This is a genomic window from Streptomyces sp. BR123 (assembly GCF_013401435.1).
Lineage (GTDB): Bacteria > Actinomycetota > Actinomycetes > Streptomycetales > Streptomycetaceae > Streptomyces.
The window spans coordinates 15,127-37,830 of record NZ_JACBGN010000044.1 but is presented as its reverse complement, the minus strand read 5'-3'; the positions used below and the strand labels follow the sequence as shown (position 1 = coordinate 37,830).

General features: G+C 72.0%; 15 protein-coding genes. 7 read left to right on the top strand and 8 right to left on the bottom strand.

Going from position 1 to position 22,704, the window contains the following annotated elements; genetic code table 11:
• The first annotated feature begins 94 nt into the window (after nt 1-94).
• Nucleotides 95-2,062, top strand: coding sequence for a hypothetical protein (locus tag HYE82_RS10400; protein WP_179173676.1), 1,968 nt, complete (start codon nt 95-97; stop codon nt 2,060-2,062).
• A gap of 67 nt (nt 2,063-2,129) precedes the next feature.
• Here the strand turns inward: HYE82_RS10400 and HYE82_RS10395 are convergent, their stop codons facing one another.
• The gene (locus HYE82_RS10395) at nt 2,130-3,029 is read right to left on the bottom strand and encodes an NmrA/HSCARG family protein (RefSeq protein WP_179173675.1); all 900 of its coding nucleotides are present in this window, start codon (nt 3,027-3,029) and stop codon (nt 2,130-2,132) included.
• Nucleotides 3,030-3,170: 141 nt separating this feature from the next.
• Between HYE82_RS10395 and HYE82_RS10390 the strand changes: the two genes are divergently transcribed.
• The 4 genes from HYE82_RS10390 to HYE82_RS10375 all read left to right on the top strand — a co-directional run bounded on the left by HYE82_RS10390 (nt 3,171) and on the right by HYE82_RS10375 (nt 6,455).
• Nucleotides 3,171-4,049, top strand: a complete 879-nt coding sequence (locus tag HYE82_RS10390) for a metal-dependent hydrolase (protein WP_179173674.1) — start codon at nt 3,171-3,173, stop codon at nt 4,047-4,049.
• A complete protein-coding gene (locus HYE82_RS10385) occupies nt 4,046-5,098 on the top strand; it encodes a PDR/VanB family oxidoreductase (protein ID WP_179173673.1) in 1,053 nt (350 codons plus the stop codon). The genes HYE82_RS10390 and HYE82_RS10385 overlap by 4 nt, the downstream gene beginning before the upstream one ends.
• 76 nt (nt 5,099-5,174) lie before the next feature.
• A complete protein-coding gene (locus HYE82_RS10380) occupies nt 5,175-5,894 on the top strand; it encodes a TetR/AcrR family transcriptional regulator (protein WP_179173672.1) in 720 nt (239 codons plus the stop codon).
• A 24-nt stretch (nt 5,895-5,918) separates the two neighbouring features.
• The gene (locus HYE82_RS10375) at nt 5,919-6,455 is read left to right on the top strand and encodes a GNAT family N-acetyltransferase (protein ID WP_309144263.1); all 537 of its coding nucleotides are present in this window, start codon (nt 5,919-5,921) and stop codon (nt 6,453-6,455) included.
• On the opposite strand, the gene pulA is transcribed toward HYE82_RS10375, so the two are convergent.
• The 7 genes from pulA to HYE82_RS10340 all read right to left on the bottom strand — a co-directional run bounded on the left by pulA (nt 6,442) and on the right by HYE82_RS10340 (nt 19,698).
• Nucleotides 6,442-11,778 (bottom strand): pullulanase-type alpha-1,6-glucosidase, encoded by a 5,337-nt coding sequence (gene pulA, locus HYE82_RS10370; RefSeq protein ID WP_218782459.1) that lies wholly within the window; start codon nt 11,776-11,778, stop codon nt 6,442-6,444. The genes HYE82_RS10375 and pulA overlap by 14 nt on opposite strands.
• Before the next feature lie 87 nt (nt 11,779-11,865).
• Nucleotides 11,866-13,569, bottom strand: coding sequence for a carbohydrate-binding module family 20 domain-containing protein (locus HYE82_RS10365; protein WP_179173671.1), 1,704 nt, complete (start codon nt 13,567-13,569; stop codon nt 11,866-11,868).
• Between the two features lie 244 nt (nt 13,570-13,813).
• The gene (locus HYE82_RS10360) at nt 13,814-14,833 is read right to left on the bottom strand and encodes a LacI family DNA-binding transcriptional regulator (RefSeq protein ID WP_309144261.1); all 1,020 of its coding nucleotides are present in this window, start codon (nt 14,831-14,833) and stop codon (nt 13,814-13,816) included.
• The gene (locus HYE82_RS10355; protein WP_179173669.1) at nt 14,821-16,428 is read right to left on the bottom strand and encodes a glycoside hydrolase family 13 protein; all 1,608 of its coding nucleotides are present in this window, start codon (nt 16,426-16,428) and stop codon (nt 14,821-14,823) included. Before HYE82_RS10355 ends, HYE82_RS10360 begins: the two co-directional genes overlap by 13 nt.
• Before the next feature lie 62 nt (nt 16,429-16,490).
• Nucleotides 16,491-17,369: a sugar ABC transporter permease gene (locus HYE82_RS10350; protein ID WP_179173679.1), complete on the bottom strand. Its 879-nt coding sequence runs from the start codon at nt 17,367-17,369 to the stop codon at nt 16,491-16,493.
• Nucleotides 17,370-17,374: 5 nt separating this feature from the next.
• Nucleotides 17,375-18,418, bottom strand: coding sequence for a carbohydrate ABC transporter permease (locus HYE82_RS10345; RefSeq protein ID WP_179173668.1), 1,044 nt, complete (start codon nt 18,416-18,418; stop codon nt 17,375-17,377).
• Between the two features lie 8 nt (nt 18,419-18,426).
• The gene (locus tag HYE82_RS10340) at nt 18,427-19,698 is read right to left on the bottom strand and encodes an extracellular solute-binding protein (protein ID WP_179173667.1); all 1,272 of its coding nucleotides are present in this window, start codon (nt 19,696-19,698) and stop codon (nt 18,427-18,429) included.
• Nucleotides 19,699-19,942: 244 nt separating this feature from the next.
• Here HYE82_RS10340 and HYE82_RS10335 point away from each other — a divergent pair, with 244 nt between their 5' ends.
• Together HYE82_RS10335 and HYE82_RS10330 are read left to right on the top strand one after the other, a co-directional pair.
• Nucleotides 19,943-21,595 carry a glycoside hydrolase family 13 protein gene (locus HYE82_RS10335; RefSeq protein WP_179173666.1) on the top strand — a complete coding sequence of 551 codons (1,653 nt, stop codon included), beginning with the start codon at nt 19,943-19,945 and terminating at the stop codon, nt 21,593-21,595.
• Nucleotides 21,596-21,620: 25 nt separating this feature from the next.
• Complete coding sequence (locus tag HYE82_RS10330) at nt 21,621-22,655, top strand: LacI family DNA-binding transcriptional regulator (RefSeq protein ID WP_179173665.1); 1,035 nt, start codon at nt 21,621-21,623, stop codon at nt 22,653-22,655.
• Nucleotides 22,656-22,704: the final 49 nt, after the last annotated feature.

Sequence of the window (22,704 nt, the reverse complement as noted above, 5' to 3'; positions counted from 1 at the left end):
CCCGTCCCCTGCGCCCCCGAGCCTCACCCCCGCTCGGCCCGAACGCGTGACCTGGGGGCGGTGACCATCCGGCCATTCGCTCGTTCAGCTGAACGTGACTGCGCCGGACACCGCCACCCGCCCCCCGTCTCCCGCGACGCCCGACGTCGAGCAGGCCGAGGCCGCGATCGTCGAGCACTACCCGCGGCTGGTGCGGCTCGCCTACCTGGTGCTGCCGCCCTCCCTGGGCCGCCACCGGCGGGTGCTCACCGCCCACTCGCTGGCCCAGCGCGCGCTGCCGCACGGACGGCGGTCAGGCGGGAGGACCGGGAGGGCCGCGTCCCGGGCACGCCACGGCGGGCTTCCCGGCCAGCGCGGAGACCGCCCCGGCAGCGGGAGCCGGGGCGGCGACGCGGGGTACGCGTACGTTCGGCTGCGGGTGCTGCGCTCCGCGCTGGAGGCGGGTGTTCCGCTGACCTTCCGTGCGCTGCCCCGGCGGTCGCAGCTGCCGGCGGTCCTCCCTCAGGTGTGGGGACTGCGGCTGTTCCCTCGTTCCGGCGGGGCCGAGGAACTGGCCCTGGACCAGTGGCTCGCCACGCTCGACGGGCCGGGCCGGGCCGCCTGCGTGCTGCGGGCGCTGGAGCGGCTGCCGGAGCCGGAGGTGCTGCGGGTGCTGGCCGCAGCCGGGGTGGCCGACCCGGAGGCCGCGGTCGCGGGGTCCGGGGACCCGGCCCACGACCGGCTGTTCGCCTCCCCCGAGTTCGATCCGTGCGTACTGCAGGCGCGGCCCACCGATCTGCTGCGCCGCCGCCGGATCGGGCGGGCCGCGCTGGCCGCCGGGGCCGCCCTCGCCGTCTGCGGGGTGCTGCTCGCGCTTCCGGGGGGTGGCTGGGGTGCGGACGGGGCAGCGGCTCCGCCGTACGCGCGCAACGCCGCCGTGGAGCAGGCCATGGACCCGGCCAGGCTGATCCGGGTCGCGCCCACGCTGTGGCAGACGTCGTCCCGTACGGGCTTCTCGACCTGGCCGGCGCGCGGCGACCGCGTCGACGACACGGGGCTGCTGCGCCGGGCGCTGGCCGTGTGGGCGCGGCCGGGCAAGTCGGTCGTCGCCTCTGCCACGCCGGGCACGCCGCCGGGGCCGCCCATGGGCCCGCCGCAGCTGCTGTTCGCGGGCACGGTCGACCAGGCCGTGGTGGTCCTGCTGTACGACGGGCTGCGTGTGGTCCGGTACGCCGAGCCGCGCACCGGGACCGCGGTCACCGCCCTCGACTTCGCCCGTACGGACGGCGCGTCGGCGGATACCGCCACCGGGCTGGTGCTGAGCCGGGTCGACGGGAACGTCCGCTACCTGGTCGCGCCCTGGACCTCGGGGGTGGGCCTGCGGGACCTTCTGAAGCCGGGCGAGGCCGCGGTGCCGCTGAAGCTGGGCCCGGACGGGATCACCCCGCCGGTGCCGAGCCCCGCCCCGTCCGGCAGCTGCACCAGCTGGAACGCGCTGGCGCTGACCGGCGACGGCTCCACCCGCCTGGTGACGGACCTGGGCGAACTGGCCCCGGCCCGGCTGACCTCGGGCGCTCCGGGCGCGGAGCGGGATGCCGCGGAGGGCGGGGAGCTCGGCGACTGGTCACGGATCGCCTGCCTGCTGCCGTCGGTCCGCTCGGCGGGGGTCCGCGCGGTCAACGCCTGGACCTACGCCAAGCAGCAGCTGCCCGAGGGTGAGGGCACGGCGGCCTGGCTGTGCACGCGGGCGGAGACCTGGGCGGGGGTGCAGGACCGTGTCCAGGCCCAGTTCCTGGCCCCGGGTGCCCCGCTGGCGGCGCAGGCGGCCAAGGCGGAGGGCTCGCCGGCCTGCGGCCCGCGGGAGCCGCGGGTGCTGGCGGGCGTGCTGTGGAAGTCGAAGGCGGGCCAGTGGTACACCCTGGCGGCGGGCAGCGCGCAGTTCGCGTCGCTCTCGGCTTCGGGCGGCGGGGTGAACGGTTCGGCGACGGGCAACCGGCTGGCGTTGAAGGCTCCGGCGGGAGCCCGGGTAGAGCTGTCGGGCAAGCTCACGGACGGCACCAAGGCCCGGGCCCTGGGCGGGTAGCAGCCCGGAGGGAGGCCGTTCCCGCGGCGCCGATGCAGGTCACGCGACGCACGTCACGCGACGCACATCAGGCGTGCGCTCCCGCAGCATGCGCCGGAGTGGCACCGGACAGGAGTGCGGGCCAGTCCTGGCCCGCGGCCCAGTCGGCGAACGTCCGCCAGCCGACCTCGGGATGGTCGCGCCGCAGCCGGGCGGTGTCGACATCGAGGCCGTGGGCGGTGAAGTACGCGAACATGGCCGCCAGGTCCTCGGACCGGTTGCGGACCTGGGCGAGCGGCACTTGCCGGTGGGCGATCGCGCGGCCGGTGGCGGCGGCGAGGACCTCCGCTATTCGGGCGGGGGTGAGCTCATCGGCGGCTATGTCGATGCGGCGGCCGGTGAACTCGGCGCGGCGTCCCAGGACCAGCGCCGCGAACGCACCGATGTCGTCGGCGGATATGAGGGTGAGCGGGACGTCCTCGGGCATCGGCCAGGCGAAGGAGCCCTCGCGGAGCCCGTCCAGGGTCCAGCCGGTGGCGTGGTTGTCCATGAACGCGGCCGGGCCGATCACGGTCCAGGGCACCCCGGCGGCCTGCAGGTGCTGCTCGATGAGCTGCTTGCTCTCGTAGTGCGGGATGCCGGTGCCGCGGTCGGCGTGGGCCGCGGAGGTGAACAGGACGTGCCCGAGGCGGGCGTCCGCCGCGGCGTCGACGAGGGTGCGGCCCTGCCGGGTCTCGGTGGCGATGTCGGTGCCGAACGGGGTGGTGACCGCGAAGAGCGAGTCCGCCCCGGCGAGGGCGGCGTCGAGCGAGCCACGGTCGTCGAAGTCGGCGCTCCGCACGTCGGCACCGAGACGGCGCAGGGCGTCCGCGGCGGGCGAGGCGGGGTCGCGGGTGAGCGCACGGACCCGGTGGCCCGCGTCGAGCAGGGCCCGGGCGGTGGCCCCGCCCTGGGCTCCGGTGGCTCCGGTGACGGCGATGGTGAGCATGGTTCCCCCGTGAGGACAGCGGGCAGCAGCGCATGACCCGGCGTCACGCGCTCTCTGCGTCGCACATCAACTGCGCTACGCAGAAGACTAGCGGGTGCCGAGGGGATTCCCAACCCCCCAACCCGTCAGTACATTGACGCCATGTCTAATAAGCCGCTGTCGGAACATGCAGGACTCAGGGCGCGCAACGTGTCCTTCGGCTGGGACCACACCCCCCTGCACTGGCTGCCGGGCGATCCCTTCGCCACGCACACCATCAACGTGCTGCACCTGCTCCTGCCCGCCGGCGAGCGCTGGTTCGTGCACGTCTACAAGCAGGTGCTCCCCCACATCAGGGACGAACGGCTCCGCGCGGACGTCATCGGCTTCATCGGCCAGGAGGCCGTGCACGCCGCCGCGCACGACGACGTGCTCCCCCACCTCAAGCGGCTCGGCCTGGACCCGACCCCGTACACCGCCCAGGTGGACTGGCTCTTCGAGAAGCTGCTCGGCGACCGGACCCTGCCGCCCGGCCGGGCGCGGCACTGGTGGCTGATGGAGCGGGTCGCCATGATCGCGGCGATCGAGCACTACACGGCATTCCTCGGCGACTGGGTGCTGAACGCGGACGAGTTGGACCGGCGCGGCGCCGATCCGATGATGCTCGACCTGCTGCGCTGGCACGGCGCGGAGGAGGTCGAGCACCGCTCGGTGGCCTTCGACCTGTTCATGCACGTGGACGGCGGCTACCGCCGCCGGGTCCGGACCTGGGCCACGGCCTTCGCCGCCCTCGTCTTCCTCTGGCAGCGCGGCGCCCGTTTCTTCATGGAGAACGACCCGGAACTGCGCGACGGCAAGGCCTCGTTCGGCCAGTTCTTTCGGGCCGGGCAGCAGGGCACGCTGCCGTCCACGAGTGCGATGCTCAAGTCGATCCCGACCTACCTCTCCCCCGCGTACCACCCGTCCCAGGAGGGCTCCACCGCCCAGGCCGCCGCCTATCTGGCGTCCTCCCCCGGCGCGAACGGCGGTGTCCGGCCATGAGCAGCCGTGCCCTGGCCGTCGCGGCGTTCGCGGGCGCCGCGTGGCTGACGAAGCGCGCCCTGCGCCGGCGCATATCCCGCTCGCCCCTCTGGCCGCTGCCCGCCCTGGAGACCCCGGTCTCCGGGTACTCGCCGCGCCGCCGCCTGAGCGCCCTGATCGTGTCGCGCACCGAACCGGCGCAAGGGGTGGTCCGGCTGACCGTGGCCTCCCCGGAGCTGCCGGCCTGGGCGCCGGGCGCGCACGTCGACGTCATCCTCCCCTCCGGCCTGGTCCGCCAGTACAGCCTGTGCGGAGACCCCGCCGATACCGGGCGCTACACGATCGCGATCCGGCTGGTCGAGGACGGCCGCGGCGGCTCCCGCGAGGCCCACACCCGCCTCGTCGAGGGCGCCGAGCTGCAGCTGCGCCCGCCGCGCAACCGCTTCGCGCTGGAGCCCGCCCCCTCGTACGCGTTCGTCGCGGGCGGCATCGGCATCACCCCGATCCTGCCGATGCTCCGGTCCGCCACCGCCGCCGGGGCGCACTGGACCCTGCTGTACGGGGGCCGCTCCCGCGCCTCGATGCCGTTCCTGCCCGAACTCGCCGCGTACGGGGGCCGGGTCACCGTGGTCCCGGAGGACGAGGCGGGCCTGCCGGACCTGGCCGGACGGCTCTGCGCGACCAGCCCTGGCACGCTGGTCTACTGCTGCGGCCCGGAACCCCTGACGGCCGCCGTCCTCGCCGCCGCCCCCGACCCGGCGGCGGTCCGCCTGGAACGGTTCGCCCCCTCGACTTCCCCCGCCACGGCCCACCCGTTCACCCTCGACCTCGCCCGCTCGGGCCGCACGGTCGAGGTCGGGGCCGGCGAATCGGCCCTGGCCGCCGTCCGCCGGGTGCTGCCGGACACCCCGTACTCCTGCGAGCAGGGCTTCTGCGGGACCTGCCGACACCGGGTTCTGGCGGGCGGGGTCGACCACCGGGACGAGCTCCTCACGGACGGGGAGCGGAAGGACTCGATACTCCTGTGCGTGTCCCGAGCGAAGGGCGACCGCCTGCTCCTCGACTTGTAAGGACCGCCCCCGACCTGCGGGTATTCACGGACAACCGGGGAGATCCGGTCACCCGATGGCGAAGTAGGGTGTCCGCATGACAACCGGGGTGCGGCGCAGGATGGGTGTCGAGGAGCGGCGGCAGCAGCTGATCGGGGTCGCCCTGGAGCTGTTCAGCAACAGGTCGCCCGACGACGTGTCGATCGACGAGATCGCGGCGGCCGCGGGCATATCGCGGCCGCTCGTCTACCACTACTTCCCCGGCAAGTTGAGCCTGTACGAGGCGGCGCTGCGGCGGGCGGCCGACGATCTGGCGCAGCGGTTCGCGGAACCGCACGAGGGTCCGCTCGGGGCGCGGCTGCTGCGCGTCATGGGCCGGTTCTTCGCGTTCGTGGAGGACCACGGGCCGGGTTTCTCCGCGCTGATGCGCGGTGGTCCGGCGGTCGGCTCGACCCGGACCAACGCGATGATCGACGAGGTCCGGCAGGCCGCGTACGACCAGATCATCAAGCACCTCGGCATCGAGAGGCCGCCGGCCCGCCTGGCGCTGGTGGTGCGGTCGTGGGTGTCGCTCGCCGAGTCCACGGCGCTGATCTGGCTGGAGGGCCGGGAGATCCCGCGGGCCGAGCTGGAGTTGCAGCTGGTGCACGATTTCGCGGCGCTGGCCGCGGTGAGCGCCGCGTACGACACCGAGATGGCCGGGATCATGGCGCGGATCCTGGAGGGCGAGCCGGCCGACGGGCCGTTCGGCGAACTGGTGGGCCGCCTCGCCCTGCTGGTGCCCAACACACCGGAACCGGCGCCGGACCCGCACTGATGATCGCGTGATAATACGCGCGTGATCATTGAAGACGAGGGGATCCTGTTCCGGCGGGCCGTGGAGAAGGACGCCGCCGCGCTGGTGGCCCTGTACGACCAGGCCGCCCGGTGGATGCAGAAGAACGGGATCGAGCAGTGGAAGCCCGGGGACAAGGACGTCGCGCACTTCACGGGGAAGATGCGCGACGGTGAGGTGTGGCTCGCGGGGGGTCCCGGGGGGCGGATCGTCGGGGCGTACGAGCTGTGGTGGTCGGACGAGGAGGCCTGGGGCGTGCAGCCTCCTGTCGCCGGCTACGTGCACCGGCTGATGGTGGAACGCAAGACCGCGCCCGCGGGGACCGGCCGGCGGCTGCTCGAACATGCCGAGCGCCGGATCGCCGGTTCCGGTCTGCCGCGGGCGCGGCTGGACTGCGTCTCCACCAACCCCCGGCTGCTCGCGTACTACCGGAACGCGGGCTACCGGGTGGTCGGGGAGTTCCCGCACAAGGAGGGGAAGGACGGCCGCATCTACGGGGTGATCCTGCTGGAGAAGCGGCTCGACCGGCTCAGCCTCGTGTGAAGACCGCGATGGTGCGGCCAGGGATGCGGAACTCTCCCTTCTCCGCGTCGTAGGAGGACTGCTTGACGACCGCGTCGGAGCCGGCGGCCTGCACGGGGTGCAGGGCGTGGCCGGTTCCGGCGAGGGCGGGGATCCGCTGGCTCTGGGTGCCGGGCGTGGCGTTGAAGACGACCACCAGGCGGCCCAGCGTCATGGTGATGACCCCGGGGGTCTCGTCCTTCCCCGAGAGCGGGAAGGCCAGCGCGTCCTGCACCTGCCGGGCCGTGCCCAGACCGAAGCCGGGCTCGGTGGTCCGGATCTTCAGCAGGTCGCGGTAGGCGGCCGAGGCGCCGTTGATCTCCGTGCAGCCCGGGGCGGGCCCGGTCAGGAGCGGCTTGGCGTACGGCCACTTGGACCGGTTGTCCGCAGCCGGGGGAAGTCCCCGCCCGAAGCCGTTGCCGTCACGGCAGTCCCAGTGGATCGCGTTGAACCAGTCGCCGCTGTCGTACGAGTTCCGGTCCAGGGACTTGGAACGGAGCAGGTCCGTCCCGGCCTGCGACAGCGCGGGCCCCTGGGACAGCGCCGCCACGCCCATGGCCAGCACCTGCATCCGGGCCTGGTCGGCTGCGGCGGTGCCCTGGGGCAGCTTGTACGTCAGGGCGTCGGCGAGGGTCTCGTTGTCGTGCGCGTCGGCATAGGCGAGGGCGTCCCCGGGGGCCGCCGCGTACCCGGCGGGGGCACCGTTGTAGTCCACCTCGGAGCCCTTGACCCGGCGCCCGGAGGTGTCGGTGAAGGTGTAGGAGGCGAGGTTCCCGGAGAGGCCGACCTTGATCAGGTCCTGGTCGTGCAACAGTCGGGCCCGCTGCTCGGCGGCCGTCCCGTTGGCGGGGGAGCCGTTCGGGGCCGTGAACAGCCCGGAGGCGAAGCCCTGCACGCGCGGGTCCTCGTCGAAGGGGCCTCCGCCCCGCACTGCGTCGCGGGCGCGGTCCGAGAAGGTCGCGATCCCGGTCCCGGCCATGTTCGGCTGCGTGGCCTGGACGAACCGCGCGTCGTTCGCGACCTCGCCGAAGTTCCAGCCCTCCCCGTACAGGATGATCTTCTTCCCGTCGACGCCGTCCTTCTCCGGGGTCAGCCCGTCGAGGGCCTTGCGCACGGCGAGGACGTTGTCCTTCGGGTGGTGGCCCATCAGGTCGAAGCGGAAGCCGTCGACCTTGTACTCCTTGGCCCAGGTGACGATGGAGTCCACGACGAGGCGGCCCATCATGGCGTTCTCGGGAGCCGTGTTGGCGCAGCACGTCGACGTGGCCACACTGCCGTCGGCGAGCAGCCGCTGGTAGTAGCCGGGCACGATCCGGTCCAGTACCGACTTGCCGTCCTGTCCGGAGGCCACGGTGTGGTTGTAGACCACGTCCATCACGGTCCGCAGTCCGGCCTCGCCCAGCCCCTGCACCATCTTCCGGAACTCGACGGTCCTGGCGGTCCCGTTCGGGTCGCTGGCGTACGAGCCCTCCGGGACGGTGTAGTGCAGCGGGTCGTAGCCCCAGTTGTAGGAGTCCTTGGCGGCTGCCGCGGCCACGCAGGCCTGCTGCTGCTCGGAGTCCGGCGCGTACACCTTGAGGTCGCAGGCGGGCTCGGTGCGGTCCTCGCGCTTCTCGGGGATGGTGCCGATGTCGAAGGCCGGCAGCAGGTGGACGTACGAGGTCCCGGCGGCCGCGAGGTCGCGCAGGTGCCGCATGCCCGCCGAGCCGCTGTCGGTGAAGGCAAGGTACTGGCCGGGGTGCCGGCTGGTGGGGTCGGCGATGGAGAAGTCCCGGACGTGGAGTTCCTGGATCTGCGCCGAGTTGAAGGGCACGGCGGCGGGCTTGCGCAGCTGCCGCCAGCCGGGCGGGGCCAGCTTGGGATCGGCGAGGTCCACCACCAGGCTCGCCGCGGAATCGGTCGTCAGCGCAGTGGAGTAGGGATCCGTCACCACGTTGCGGACCATCTGCCGGGCGCCGGGCGCCCACACCGTCACGGCGTACCGGTACGGCTTGCCGGCCCAGGACCGCTCGCCGCGCGCCGACCAGACGCCGGTGGCGTCGTCGCGGCGCATGGGCAGGACGCGGCCGTCGAGTTCGAGCTCGACCTTCCGCGCGGTCGGCGCCCACACCGACAGGGTGGGCCGGCCGTGGTCGAACACCGGCCCGAGTGCGGCCTGGGTGGCGTACAGATCGTCGAGCACCCCCGCGAGCTGGACGCCCGTGGCAGCGAGAACGGCCCCGTTGCCGGCCCGCGCGGAGGCGACGACCTGCCCCCGCAGGGCCTCCCGCACGCGTCCGCGGTCCCGCGCGTCCACCGTGAAGGCGCTGTACGAGGCCAGGTGCGGGAACTTCTGCTTCTGCGCGTCGGTGAGCTTCGCGGCGGAGAGCCGAAGCCACTGTGCGGCCCCGGTCAGCGTGCCGTTCTCGGCCTTGACCGCTCCGTCCGCGGACGCCAGCAGTTGGACGGAGGCAGCGGCCGGCGGAGCGTTCCACGCCACGGTGTCGCGGTCGATCCAGACGGCCTGCGCCTTCCCGAGGTCGATCCCGGCGGCCGCCCCTGCGGGCTGCGGGAGCAGGTAGGGGGCCTGCCCGCCCAGCATCCACGCCTCGTGCCCGGTGCCCTTCAGGTCGAGCGACTGGTCCGCGGGAAGGTCCTTCTCGTCGCCCTTGTGGACGATGTAGCTGAGCGAACCGGCCCCGGCGGCGAGCGGCACCTCGAAAACGGCGCCGTAGGCATCGAAGCGGGCGGGCATCAGCGGCTTGGACCAGTCGGTCGGGTTCGCGGCCCCGGCCCACACGTGCAGGCCCCAGCCGTCGTAGGCCCCGTCGGCGCGCTTGTAGTGCAGCACGGCCTTGCCCGTGTCCTGCGGCGGGTAGGCGGGCCGCTCGGTCTGCGCGGCCTCCTTGCCCTGCTCCAGCCAGACCTCGCCGGTGCGCGTCACGTCCAGGGCACGGTCGGCGGCGACGTCCTTGTTTCCGTCCTTGTCGATCACCAGGTAGCCGATCGACGAGGCGCCGGGCTTGAGCTTGACCCAGGCGAAGGCACCGTACGCGTCGCGGCCGGTGAAGTCGTGCCCGGCGGGCCAGGGCGTGGCCTCCCCGTCGGCGATGTCCCCCCAGGCGTACAGCCGCCAGTTCGTGTAGTCCCCGTCGGCCCGCCGGTAGTGGACGACGGCGTAGTCGCGCTGCACGGCGGTGGGCACACGGACGGGCGGGACCTGCCCGGCCACCGACTCGCCCAGGGCGCTCGCGGTACGGCCACCGGCGTCGACGGCCACGGCCTTGTAGCGCAGCGGCGTCCCGGCCGGGGCGTGCACGTGCTGGGTGACCTTGTACGGAGCGTGGTCCGCGGAGCCGAGCACCTGCCACGGGCCGTTCCCGACCTGGGCGGCGAAGACGACGCGGTTGAGCCCGCCGCCGCTGACGTCCGCGGACACCTCGACGGTTCCCGCAGCCCCTGCGGCGGGCGCCTTCAGCGTCACCGCGGGCTTGGAGGCCGGGGCGGGGAGCGGCTCGATGCCCCGCAGCACCACCGACCCGAGGGCGGGCACCACCACGGTGAGCTTGCCGGCTGCGGAGGCGCGGATCAGCGCGGTGCCGCCGTACAGGGTGCGGTACTGGGCGCCGGCGGGGGCGTCGATCTCGACGGTCCGCGATTCCGTGCCGTTGTTGGCGGCGACGAGGTATTCGGTGCGGCTCCGGGCATCGGTCCGCGCGAAGGCGTAGACCGAGCCGTCCGCCAGCCGCTCGCTCTGGACGCCGTCCCGCAGGGCCGGGTGCTCCTTGGTCAGCTTGGACAGGCCGGCGATCTGCCGGTAGATCGGGTGCTGCTGGTCGTACGCGTCACTGGCATGGGTACGCCCGGTACCGAGCTGATCGTCATCGAGATAGTCGGCGATCTTCGTGGCGAACAGGGGCTGCCGGGCGTCCTTGTCGCCGCCGGCGCCGGTGAATCCCTGCTCGTCACCGGAGTAGACGACGGGATTGCCGCGCGAGAGGAACATCAGCTCGTTGGCGAGCCGGTACCGGTCCAGCAGCTCCTGCTCACCGGCTCCGGGCCGGTCCTGCTTCAGGAAGGTGCCGAACCGCCCCATGTCGTGGTTGCCGAGGAACGTGACCTGCTCATAGGCGTTGGCCTTGTCCGTCGTGTACCGGTAGTCGTCGGCGAGGACACCGGCCAGCCGCCCGGCCGCCGCCCCCTGGGAGGCGTACGCACGGATGGCGTCCTGCAGCGGGAAGTCGAGGGTGGCATCCAGCCGTCCCCGTGTCACGTACGGCGAGGTGACGGCCGTGTCGGCCGAGTAGACCTCTCCGAACATGAAGAAGTTCTTGCGCCCCTGCTTGGCGGCGTACGTGTCCAGGGCCGTGGCCCACTGCGTCCAGAACTCGGTGTTCACGTGCTTGACGGTGTCGATCCGGAACCCGTCGACGCCGAAGTCCCTGACCCACTTCTCGTAGATCTTCTCCATGCCGCTGACGACCTCGGGACGCTCGGTCCACAGGTCGTCGAGCCCGAAGAAGTCGCCCTGCTCGGAGGACTCACCGGCGAAGGTGGAGTCGCCCCGGTTGTGGTACATGGTGGGATCGTTGAGCCACGCCGGCACCTTGAGGTTCTTCTTCCCCTCGGGCACGAACGGCGTGCGCGGGAACGAAGAGGGCCCGACGGCCGGGAACTTCTTCCCGGCCGCGTAGTCCGCGTCGTCGAAGGCGACCCCGTCCTTCGTCAGGTACGGAAAGGCCCCCTTCGACAGGTACGAGTAGGACTGCTCGCGGTAGTCGACGACGTCGGCCGTGTGGTTGGTGATGACGTCGAAGAAGACCTTCATCCCCTTCCCGTGGGCCTTCTCGATCAGGTTCGCGAGGTCGGCGTTGGTCCCGAAGTGCGGGTCCACCTGCGTGAAGTCGGTGATCCAGTAGCCGTGGTAGCCGGCCGAGACGTCGTCGCCCTTGCCCTGCACGGGCTGGTTCTTGAAGATCGGCGCCATCCAGATGGCGGTGGTGCCCAGCCCCTTGATGTAGTCGAGCCGGTCCGTCAGCCCCTTGAGGTCACCGCCCTGGTAGAAGCCCTTGTCGGTCGGGTCCAGGCCGGTCTCCAGCCGGCCGCCGCCGATGCCTCCCGCATCGTTGCGCGGGTCGCCGTTGGCGAACCGGTCCGGGAGCACGAAGTAGAACTGCTCCCGCGTCAGGTCGTGCCGCGCGGGCTCGGCGGCCAGTTTGGCGTCCGACGGCGGCCCGGGGGGTCTTCCGGCGGCCTCGGCGGGCAGGGCGGGCAGGAGCGTCACGGCCAGCGCGGCGGCGACGACTCCTGCGGCAGGGCGTATCAAGGCGGCTCTCCTTGGTCACGTGAAGAGGGCCGCCCGGCGGTGGCGGGGTTTCTCACTGGGTGCCGGGCGGCCCTGGTCTGTGGGGCGTCAGTTGCGCCAGGTGTCGTTCAGGACGACCTTGCTGCCCGCCGGAACGGCGGCGGTGCGATTGGCGCCGCTCTCCCAGATGACGTTCCCGGCGGCGTCCTTGCGGAGGTACTTGTACGCGAACGCCGTACCGGCCGGGAGGGTGACGTCGAGCTTCCACACCGGGTAGGCGGACGGGTCGAGCTTCACGGCCGCGGCGGGGCTCCAGTTGCCCAACTCGGCCCGGTCGCCGGCGACGTAGACGTCCTGCCCGAGCACGGTGGTGGCGTTCACGGCGAAGGAAGCGCCCGCGGCCCCGACGCCGCAGCTGCGCGCCCCGACGTGGAGCGCGAGCGCCGTGTTGCTTGCGACCGTCGCGGAGAACCGGCCGTCCGCCCCGACGGAAACGTTCCTCCCGCTCTGCACGTCGCAGTAGTCCCCCGCCGGCAGCGAGGTCTGGAAGGTACGCGTCAGAGCAGCGCCCTCGTGGTTGATGACCACGAACGCCTTGCTGCCCCGGCCGAAGGCGATCTGGTCGTTGCCGTTGTCCCACCAGTCGGTCACGGCCTGCCCGCGCGCCGCGTTCCGCAGGGCCACCATGGACGAGATCTCCGGCCAGGCGTGCTGGCACTTCCACCCGTCGCGGTAACACCCGGCGACCTGGCCGCCGTTCGGCGGGCCGGCGTCCTTGTCGGTCCACTCGTACCCGGAGTGCACGTCGGGCGAGCCGTACGGCCACGCCAGCATGAACACGCTGGCCAGCGTGTAGTCGGCGCCGTTCTTGTAGTTCAGGGTGTCGCCGACGCGCTCGGTGTCGTGGTTGTCCACGAAGACCCCGGCGCTCCCGGAGGCCATGTGGCCCCAGCCCTCACCGAAGTTCTTCAGGTAGGAGAGCTTCTCGTCCTGGAAGACGCGCTTCAGGTCCCGCGCGTACCGGAACTCCTGGACATCGCCGTTCCCCAGGTACTCGCTCGGCGACACCGCCTCGCCTGCGCCGTGGATGGCCTCCTGCTTCCAGTAGGCACTCGGATTCGTCAGCCGCGACTTGATGTCGGCGAGGTCGGCGGCCGGCATGTGCTTGGCGGCATCGATCCGGAACCCGTCGACGCCCAGCGACGACAGGTCGTTCAGATAGGCGGCGATCCGCCCCCGCACGTACTCCTCGCCCGTGTCCAGGTCGGCGAGCTGCACGAGCTCGCAGTTCTGGACGTTGACGCGGTCCCGGTAGTTCGTGATCTCCGCCCGGCAGTCGTCCATGTCGGCGCCGGAGTAGGTGCCCGGGTAGCCGTACTTCGTATACGCACTGCCCCCGGTCCCCACGCCGTCACCGGCAGCCATGTGGTTGATGACGGAGTCGGCGACGACCTTCACCCCGGCCGCGTGACAGGTGTCGATCATGGCCTTGAACGCGGCCCGGTCCCCGAGCCGACCGGCGATCCTGTAGCTGACGGGCTGGTACGAGGTCCACCACTGCGGCCCCTGGATGTGCTCCTGCGGCGGCGACACCTGCACGTACCCGTATCCGGCGGGCCCCAGGGTCTCGGTGCACGCCCGGGCCACGGACTCGAACCGCCACTCGAAGAGCACGGCCGTGACGTCCTTGCCCCCGGGCGCCGCGGCAACGGCCTGCGGGGCCTGCACGGTCAGGGTGGCGGCGGCCAGCGCAGTGGCGGCGAAGAGCCCGGCGGCGCTCGCCCTGGCAGGTCTGGCAGCTCTGACAGACATGTGGGGTCCTCCTGGCGGAAGAGGTGTGGGGATTGCAGTGACCGTAGGGGTCCACCCCAGAACGTTGCAAGAGCTTGCGCAAGAGATTGCAGAATTGTTTCCTGCCGGCCGCCTCGCCGGCCTGCCCCGGGAAGGACGATGGGCGGCCGGGAAACACCGGCCGCCCATCCACCCCCGACCAAGGGGAACTTGGGGCGCGGCGCGCCGAACGGAACCGAGGGTGCGCCGCAATCCGAACCGGGGCTCAGTCCCCCCGGGGCGCCGTCCCGGTGGACCCCCGGACCACCAGCTCCGGCTGGAACACGTACTCGGTGCGCTGCACCGGCGTACCCCCCACCGCCTCCAGCAGCGCCCCGACCGCAGCGGTCGCCATGGCGCGCACGGGCTGCCGCACCGTGGTGAGCGGCGGATCGGTGAACGCGATCAGCGGCGAGTCGTCGTACCCCACCACCGAGACGTCCTCGGGCACCCGCAGCCCCCGCTCCCGCACGGCCCGTATCACGCCGAGCGCCATCGGGTCGCTGCCGCACACGATGCCGGTGCACCCGCGGTCGAGCAGGGCGCCCCCGGCGGCGTGCCCGCCCTCCACCGTGAACAGGGTGCGCTGGATGAGCCCGTCGGCCGCCGCCCCCGGCACGGCCGAGACGAACCCCTGCTCCTTCCGGGCCGACGGCACGTACCGCGTGGGCCCGATCGCCAGCCCGATCCTCCGGTGTCCCAGGTCCTCCAGGTGCCGTACGGCCATCTCGGCCGCGGCCCGGTCGTCCGGGGAGATGAAGGGGGCGTTCACGTGCTCGTTGAACCCGTTGATCATGACGAACGGCACCCCGCGCGAGCTGAGCCGCTGGTACCGGGCCGGGTCGGCCAGCGCGTCCGCGTGCAGCCCGGACAGGAAGACGATGCCCGTGACCCCGCGCTCCTCCAGCTGCTCGACGAGCTCGTCCTCCGTGGCCCCGCCGGGCGTCTGCGTGCAGAGCACCGGCGTGTACCCGTGCCCGGCCAGCGCCTGCTCTATGACCTGGGCGAAGGCCGGGAAGATCGGGTTGGTGAGCTCGGGTATGAGCAGGCCGACGAGCCCGTTGCTGCGCCTGCGCAGCCGTACGGGCCGTTCGTAGCCGAGCAGGTCCATCGCGGCCAGCACCTTGTGCCGGGTGCCGGCCGCGACGCCCGCCTTGCCGTTGAGGACCCGGCTGACGGTCGCCTCGCTGACCTGGGCCTGCGCGGCGATGTCCGTCAGCCGGAGTGGGGAGGTCACCCCTGCCACCACACCGCCGTGTCGGCGGGCAGGGTGCCCGGTTCGGCGAGGTCGCCGCTGGCCAGCAGGACGGTGCCGGGCACGGGTACGGCGACCGGTTCGGCCGTGGTGTTGACGGTGCAGACGAACCCGCCGCGGCGGAAGGCGAGGACGCCGTCCGGGGAGGGCAGCCACTCCACGGAGTCGCCGGCGCCGAGGTCGGCCCGCTCGCGGCGGATCCTCAGGGCGCTGCGGTACAGCTCCAGCGTGGAGCCCGGGTCGCCGGTCTGCGCCTCCACGCTCAGCCCCGCCCACTCCTCGGGCTGCGGCAGCCAGCTGCCGCCCGTCCCGAAGCCGTACGGGGCCTCGGTGCCGCCCCACGGGATCGGCACACGGCATCCGTCGCGCAGCCCGTCCTGCCCGTTCTCCTTGAAGAACGACGGGTCCTGGCGCACCTCGTCCGGCAGGTCGACGACCTCCGGCAGGCCGAGCTCCTCGCCCTGGTAGACGTACGCCGACCCGGGCAGCGCCAGCATCAGCAGCGCGGCGGCGCGCGCCCGCCGCAGACCGAGCTCCGCGTCGCCGTCCCCGAAGCGGGTGGCGTGGCGCACGACGTCGTGGTTGGACAGCACCCACGTCGTCGGTGCGCCCACGGGCCGCATGGCGTCCAGCGACTCGTCGATCGTGGCGCGCAGTGCGGCCGCGTCCCATCCGGTGGTCAGGTAGTGGAAGTTGAACGCCTGGTGCAGCTCGTCGGGCCGCAGGTACAGGGCGGTCCGGTCCGCGCTGGGCGTCCAGGCCTCGGCGACGCCGATCCGCTCGCCGTCGTACTCGTCGAGGACCTTGCGCCAGGCGCGGTAGATCTCGTGGACGCCGTCCTGGTCGAAGAAGGGGAGCACCTGGTTGCCGAGCAGCTTGAGCTGCTCGTCGCGGCCGAGGTCGGGCAGTCCGGGGGCCTTGACGAGCCCGTGGGCGACGTCGATCCGGAAGCCGTCCACCCCGAGGTCCAGCCAGAACCGCAGCACGGACCGGAACTCGTCCTGTACGGCAGGGTGGTCCCAGTTGAAGTCGGGCTGCTCGGGCGCGAAGAGGTGCAGGTACCACTCGCCGTCGGCCACGCGCGTCCAGGCCGGTCCGCCGAAGATCGACTCCCAGTCGTTCGGCGGCTCCTCGCCGTTCTCGCCCTTGCCGGGGCGGAAGTGGAAGCGCTCGCGCAGCGGCGTGCCGGGGCCCTCCCGCAGCGCCTGCTTGAACCATTCGTGCTGGTCGGAGCAGTGGTTGGGGACGAGGTCGACGATGATGCGCAGGCCCAGGCCGTGTGCTTCGCGGATCACGGCGTCGGCGTCGTGCAGGGTGCCGAACATGGGGTCGATGGCCCGGTAGTCGGCGACGTCGTAGCCGGCGTCGGCCTGCGGGGAGGCGTAGAACGGGCTGAGCCAGACGGCGTCGACGCCCAGTTCCTTGAGGTAGGGCAGTCTGCTGCGGATGCCTGCGAGGTCCCCCATGCCGTCTCCGTTGGAGTCGGCGAAGCTGCGCGGATAGACCTGGTAGATCACCGCTTCTCTCCACCAGCCGGGCGCAGTGCCGGTGGCGGTGGGGAGTGTTTCGGCGAGGTGCTGGGTCATGACGTCCTTGGTTGGGTTCGGGCCGGGGGTGAGGATGATGTGTGGGTCGGGGCGCCGGGTGGTCAGCCCTTGGTGGCGCCCGCCGTCATCCCGGCAACGAGGTGACGCTGGGCGAAGACGAAGAAGATGGCGGCGGGGATGGCGATGAGGACCGAGGCGGCCGTCATCGGACCCCAGTTGGCGGTGTACTGCGTGACGAAGGTCTGCAGGCCGCCCGCCAGGGTGAGGTTCTGGTCGCCGACCATGAACGCGGAGGCGTAGGCGACCTCGCCCCAGGCGGTGATGAACGAGTAGAAGCCGGTGACGGCCAGGCCGGGCTTGGCGAGCGGCAGGATGAGGCGCCAGAAGGTGCCGAAGGGGTTGAGTCCGTCGACACGGCCGGATTCGTCGATCTCGACCGGGATGGTGTCGAAGAAGCCCTTCATCATCCAGGCGCAGAACGGCACGGCGATGGTCAGGTAGGTGATGATCAGTCCGACCGGCTGGTTCAGCAGGCCGAGCTGCCCCATCAGGTTGTAGAGCGGGACGATCAGGATGGCCATGGGGAACATCTGCGTGATCAGCAGGGTCCACATGAGCGGCTTCATGCCCGGGAACCTGAACCGGCTGACGGCGTACCCGGTGGTCGCGGCGATGAACACGCCGAGCACGGTCGTGATGCCGGCCACCAGCACGGAGTTGCCGAACCAGGTGAAGAAGGAGGTCTGCTCCACCAGGTAGCGGTAGTTCTCGAGGGTGGGTTCCTTGACGAAGTCGGTGGTGATCGCGTGCTTCGCGGGCTTGAGGGAGGTCAGGAGCACCCACAGCACGGGGAAGACGGCGATCACGGAGGCGACGACGAGGGTCGCGTGCAGCCCGACGGAGGCGAGCGGCGAGCGCTTGCCCCGCTCGTTCCCCTTCGCGCGATCGGCAGACCGGCTGGTCGTCGTGGAGGTGGCCACGGTCGTCACCACACCTCTCCCTGCTTGCGCAGCGCCCGTCGGTAGACCAGCGCGAAGATCATGAGGAGGGCGAGGATGAGCACGCCCCAGGTCGCGGAGCCGGCGAAGTCGCGCGGGCTCGCCACGAACGCCTGCCGGAAGGCCTGGGTGACCAGGATCTCGGTGGCGTCGCCCGGTCCGCCCCGCGTCAGCAGGAAGATCACCGGGAACATGTTGAAGGTCCAGATGGTGGAGAGCAGGATCACGGTCATGCTCACCGACCGCAGCCCGGGCAGGGTGATGTGCCGGAAGCGCTGCCAGGTGCTGGCGCCGTCCATCTCGGCGGCTTCGTAGAGCTCGCCCGGGATGGACTGGAGGCCGCCGAGGAGGGCGACCATCATGAAGGGGATGCCGAGCCAGACGTTGACGGCGATGACGGAGACCTTGGCCCAGGTCGGGTCGTCGAGCCACGGGACGGCTGCGATGCCGCCGCCTTCGAGGAGCTTGTTGAGGATGCCGTTGTCGCGGTTGAAGAGGAACCGCCAGGCGAAGACCGAGACGAAGCCGGGGACGGCCCAGGGCAGGATGAGCGCCATCCGGTAGGCGGCGCGGCCCTTGAACTCCCGGTTCAGCATGTTGGCCAGGGCCAGCCCCAGGGCGAAGGTGACGGACACGCACGCGACGGTCCACACCACCGTCCACAGCAGCCGCTGCACGAACACCGGGTCGGCGAGCACGGCCGCGTAGTTGTCGAGCCCGACGAACTCGTACGTGGCGTCGATGTGATTGGCGCCGATCGTACGGGCGACGTTGCGCTCGTTGGCGTTCGTCAGCGACAGGTAGACGCCTCGCACGAGCGGCCAGCCGATGATGACGCCGAGCACGATCACGACCGGGGCGACCATGGCCCAGGCGTACCAGTGCGTGGCGAAAGCACGCTTGAGCCCGCCGCGGTCCGCGGCGCGCTTCTTCGGGTTCGAGCCCTCAGCCGTGCGGCTCCGGCCGCGGGCGACGAGGTTCTCGTCGTCGCCCGCGGCCGTTGCCACCGACTGGCTGGTGTCAGCAGCCATGGTCGTTGTTACTTCCAGCCCTTGAGGATCTTGCGGAACTCGGCGCCGGCGGCCTTGGCGGCGTCCTCGGGGGTCGAGGCCCCGGTGACGGCCTTGGTGTATTCGACCTTCAGCGGCTCGAAGAGGGAGCCGTTCTCCGGGATCCAGGCGCGCTCGACGGCCTTGTCCACGGCCGGCTTGAAGAACTGGACCATCTCGTTGGACTTGACGTCGGCCTGGTCGTAGGCGGCGGTCCGGGTCGGGAGCAGGCTGAGCTCCTTGGCGGACTGGACCTGGACCTCCTGCGAGGTCATGTACTCGACGAAGGCGTGCGCGGCGGCGCGGTTCTTCGACCCGGCGTAGACGGCGAGGTCGTGGCCGCCCTGCGGGCCGCCCGCCTTGACCGAGCCGGCCGGGACCGGGGCGATGCCCAGGTTGGCCTTGTCCGTGAACTGCTCGCCGGCGTAGGTGTCCTTGATGCCCCAGGGACCGTTGACCATCATGGCGACCTGGCCGGTCTTGAAGGCGGTCTGCATGTTCTGGTAGCCGTCGGTGGAGTTGGTGACGGCTGCACCGGAGGCGACCAGGTCACGGGCGGCCTTGAACGCCTTGACGCCGGCCTCGTTGTCGACCGTGACGGCCTTGTTCTTCGCGTCGACCAGGTCGCCGCCCTCGCCGTAGATCAGCGGCAGGAACCAGTAGGAGTCGTCGCCGCGGAGGTACAGGCCGGCCTTGCCGGTCTTCGCCTTGATCGCGGCGGCGGCGGTCTTCAGCTCCTCCAGGTTCTTGGGGGGCTGGACGCCGGCGTCGGCGAGCATCTTCTTGTTGTAGAAGAGGCCGAGGGTGTCGATGACCTGCGGGACCGCGTAGGTCTTGCCCTCGTACTTGCCGCTGGCCGCGGCCTGCGGCAGGAAGTCGGCGTCGACCTTCTTGGCGGTGTCGGCCGGGACCTGGTCCAGGTACCCGAGCGAGGCGAAGTCCGCGACCCAGCCGACGTCGGCGCGGATCACGTCGGGGGCCTCGGAGCCGCTGCTGAAGGCGTTCTTGACCTTGTTCTGCGCGTCGCCGTACGGGACGTTGACGTACTTGACGGTCACCTTCGGGTGCTTCGCGGTGAACGCCTCGGCGATCTTCTGGAAGCTGGCCTTCTCGGCATCGTTGGAGGTGTCCCACCACGTGACCGTGCCGGAGAGCTCCCCGCCGGCCTGGGTGCCGCTGTCGTCCTTGGTGTCACCGCCGCAAGCCGTCGCCGCGAGCGCCAGGGTCGCGACCAGCGCGGTGGCCGCTATGCCACGCCGCATATGAACTCCTTCGATGATCCCGGCCGCTCCCTCGCGGTCCCGAGTTGCAGGGAACGTAACAAGCCTGAAAGCTGTCCGAAAGGGCTTGCGGCAATTTTCTGCAAGCGGAGGGGATCGTTACAACCGCGTGTCCTGAAGGTTGCCGCCGCTTGCTGGTCGTTCCAACTCCCGTCGGGTCATCAGCCCTGCAAGCAGGCGGTGAGCAGCCCGCAACCAGGGGGCATGTGGCCGCGTTGAGCCCGATATGACCCATGAGCTGACCGCGGCCGGGCTTGCAAGCGCTTCCGGCAAGACCACTGAAAGCGCCGTCGAGGACACCGTCGGCTGGTGGCGCGATGCCGTCATCTACCAGGTGTACGTCCGCTCCTTCGCGGACAGCGACGGCGACGGCATCGGCGACCTGCGCGGGGTGCGCTCCCGGCTGCCGCATCTGGCCCGGCTCGGCGTCGACGCCGTGTGGCTGACGCCGTTCTACGCCTCCCCGCAGGCCGACGGCGGCTACGACGTCGCCGACTACCGGGCCGTCGACCCCGTCTTCGGCGACCTGGCCGACGCCGACGACCTGGTCCGCGCCGCCCACGCCCTGGGCCTGAGGGTCATCGTCGACGTCGTCCCCAACCACACCTCCGACCGGCACCCCTGGTTCCGGGAGGCCCTCGCCGCCGGCCCGGCGAGCCCGTCCCGGGCCCGCTACCACTTCCGCCCCGGCCGCGGCGCCGACGGCTGCGAACCCCCGAACGACTGGGAGTCCGTCTTCGGCGGCCCCGCCTGGACCCGCACCCCGGACGGCGACTGGTACCTGCACCTCTTCGCACCCCAACAGCCGGACCTGAACTGGGAGCACCCCGAGGTCGCGGAGGAGTTCGCCTCCGTCCTGCGCTTCTGGCTCGACCTCGGCGTGGACGGCTTCCGCATCGACGTCGCCCACGGCATGGTCAAGGCGCCGGGCCTGCCCGACATCGGCCGCGGCGCCCAGGCCACCCTGATCGGCACCGAGCCGCTCCCCTTCTTCGACCAGGACGGCGTCCACGAGATCCACCGCTCCTGGCGCCTCCTCCTCGACTCGTACGAGGGCCCGCGCATCGGCGTCGCCGAGGCCTGGGCGCCGACGTCCGAGCGGCTCGCCCTGTACGTCCGGCCCGACGAGCTGCACCAGGCGTTCAACTTCCGGTTCCTGAACTGCCCCTGGGACGCCGCGGCGATGCGCACCGTGATCGAGGAGTCGCTCGCCGCGACCTCCGCCGTCGGCGCCCCGACCACCTGGGTCCTGTCAAACCACGACGTCGTGCGCCACGTCACCCGCTACGGCAACGGCGACGGGCCGCGCGGCCTGGCGCGGGCGAGGGCCGCCGCGCTGCTGATGCTGGCCCTGCCCGGGTCGGCGTACCTGTACCAGGGCGAGGAGCTCGGCCTGCCCGAGGTGACCGACCTCCCCGACGAGGTCCGCCGGGATCCCGCCTTCCGCCGCACCGCCGGCCAGGACGGGCTGCGCGACGGCTGCCGCATCCCGCTGCCCTGGTCCGGGCTGGAGCCGCCGTTCGGCTTCGGCCCGTCCGGCCGGAGCTGGCTGCCGCAGCCGCGCGGCTGGGGCTCCCTGACCGTGGCCGCGCAGACCGGCAACCCGCACTCCACCCTGGAGCTGTACCGGGCCGCCCTGGAGCTGCGCCGGGCCCTGCCGGGCCTCGGCTCCCCGGACGCGGGCCCGCTGGCCTGGCAGCCGGCCCCCGAGGGGGTGCTGCTGTTCACCCGGCCCGGCTTCGCCTGCACCCTCAACACCCGGACCGAGCCGCTAGAACTGCCCTCGCCGGGCCGTCCCGTACTCTCCAGCGCGCCCGTGGAGACGGACGGCCGGACCGTCCGCCTTCCCCCGGATTCGTGCACCTGGTGGGTTTTGTAGTGCGCGACCGGTACAGTCCAATCCCGTGACCGCACGGCTTGCCGACATCGCAGCCCAGGCGGGGGTCAGCGAAGCCACAGTCAGCCGCGTGCTCAACGGCAAGCCCGGTGTGGCCGCAGGCACCCGCGAATCCGTGCTGGCCGCGCTCGACGTGCTCGGCTACGAGCGCCCGGTGAAACTGCGCCAGCGCAGCGCCGGCCTGGTCGGGTTGATCACCCCCGAGCTGGACAATCCCATCTTCCCGGCGCTCGCCCAGGTCATCGGCCAGGCGCTGACCCGCCAGGGGTACACGCCGGTCCTCGCCACGCAGACCCCCGGCGGGTCCACGGAGGACGAGCTGACCGAGATGCTCGTCGACCGCGGGGTCTCCGGGATCATCTTCGTCTCCGGCCTGCACGCCGACACGACCGCCGACATGGGCCGCTACGAGCAACTGCGGGCCAAGGGCGTCCCCTTTGTCCTGATCAACGGCTTTTCCGACAAGGTGCAGGCCCCGTTCGTCTCCCCCGACGACCGGGCGGCGATGCAGCTCGCGGTGACCCACCTGACCGCGCTCGGCCACACCCGGATCGGGCTGGCGGTCGGCCCGAAGCGGTTCGTCCCCGTCCTGCGCAAGATCGAGGGCTTCCGGCTCGGCATGAAGGAGCGGCTCGGCCTGGACGAGGCCGCCGTCGAGGAGCTCATCCAGCACTCCCTCTACAGCCTGGAGGGCGGGCAGGCCGCCACCACGGCGCTGATCGAGCGCGGCTGCACGGCGATCGTCTGCGCCAGCGACATGATGGCGCTCGGCGCGATCCGCGCCGCCCGGCAGCAGGGCCTGCGCGTCCCGCAGGACGTGTCGGTCGTCGGCTTCGACGACTCGCCGCTCATAGCGTTCACCGATCCGCCGCTCACCACGATCCGGCAGCCCGTACAGGCCATGGGCCAGGCCGCCGTGCGCACCCTGCTGGAGGAGATCGGCGGCACGCCGGCCCCGCACAGCGAATTCGTCTTCCTGCCCGAGCTGGTGGTCCGCGGGTCCACCGCGTCCGGCCCCGAGCAGCACCGGGGACCGTCGTAGCCGCCGGGTCCTTCCGGGGTGTGTCATACCCAGGACCGATCGGCTGCAG

Excerpts from the sequence above, each read along its gene's own strand:
- HYE82_RS10395 (WP_179173675.1), bottom strand. The coding sequence starts at position 3,029 with ATGCTCACCATCGCCGTCACCGGAGCCACCGGAGCCCAGGGCGGGGCC.
- HYE82_RS10390 (WP_179173674.1), top strand. The coding sequence starts at position 3,171 with ATGTCTAATAAGCCGCTGTCGGAACATGCAGGACTCAGGGCGCGCAAC.
- HYE82_RS10385 (WP_179173673.1), top strand. The coding sequence starts at position 4,046 with ATGAGCAGCCGTGCCCTGGCCGTCGCGGCGTTCGCGGGCGCCGCGTGG.
- HYE82_RS10380 (WP_179173672.1), top strand. The coding sequence starts at position 5,175 with ATGACAACCGGGGTGCGGCGCAGGATGGGTGTCGAGGAGCGGCGGCAG.
- HYE82_RS10365 (WP_179173671.1), bottom strand. The coding sequence starts at position 13,569 with ATGTCTGTCAGAGCTGCCAGACCTGCCAGGGCGAGCGCCGCCGGGCTC.
- HYE82_RS10355 (WP_179173669.1), bottom strand. The coding sequence starts at position 16,428 with ATGACCCAGCACCTCGCCGAAACACTCCCCACCGCCACCGGCACTGCG.
- HYE82_RS10345 (WP_179173668.1), bottom strand. The coding sequence starts at position 18,418 with ATGGCTGCTGACACCAGCCAGTCGGTGGCAACGGCCGCGGGCGACGAC.
- HYE82_RS10340 (WP_179173667.1), bottom strand. The coding sequence starts at position 19,698 with ATGCGGCGTGGCATAGCGGCCACCGCGCTGGTCGCGACCCTGGCGCTC.
- HYE82_RS10335 (WP_179173666.1), top strand. The coding sequence starts at position 19,943 with ATGACCCATGAGCTGACCGCGGCCGGGCTTGCAAGCGCTTCCGGCAAG.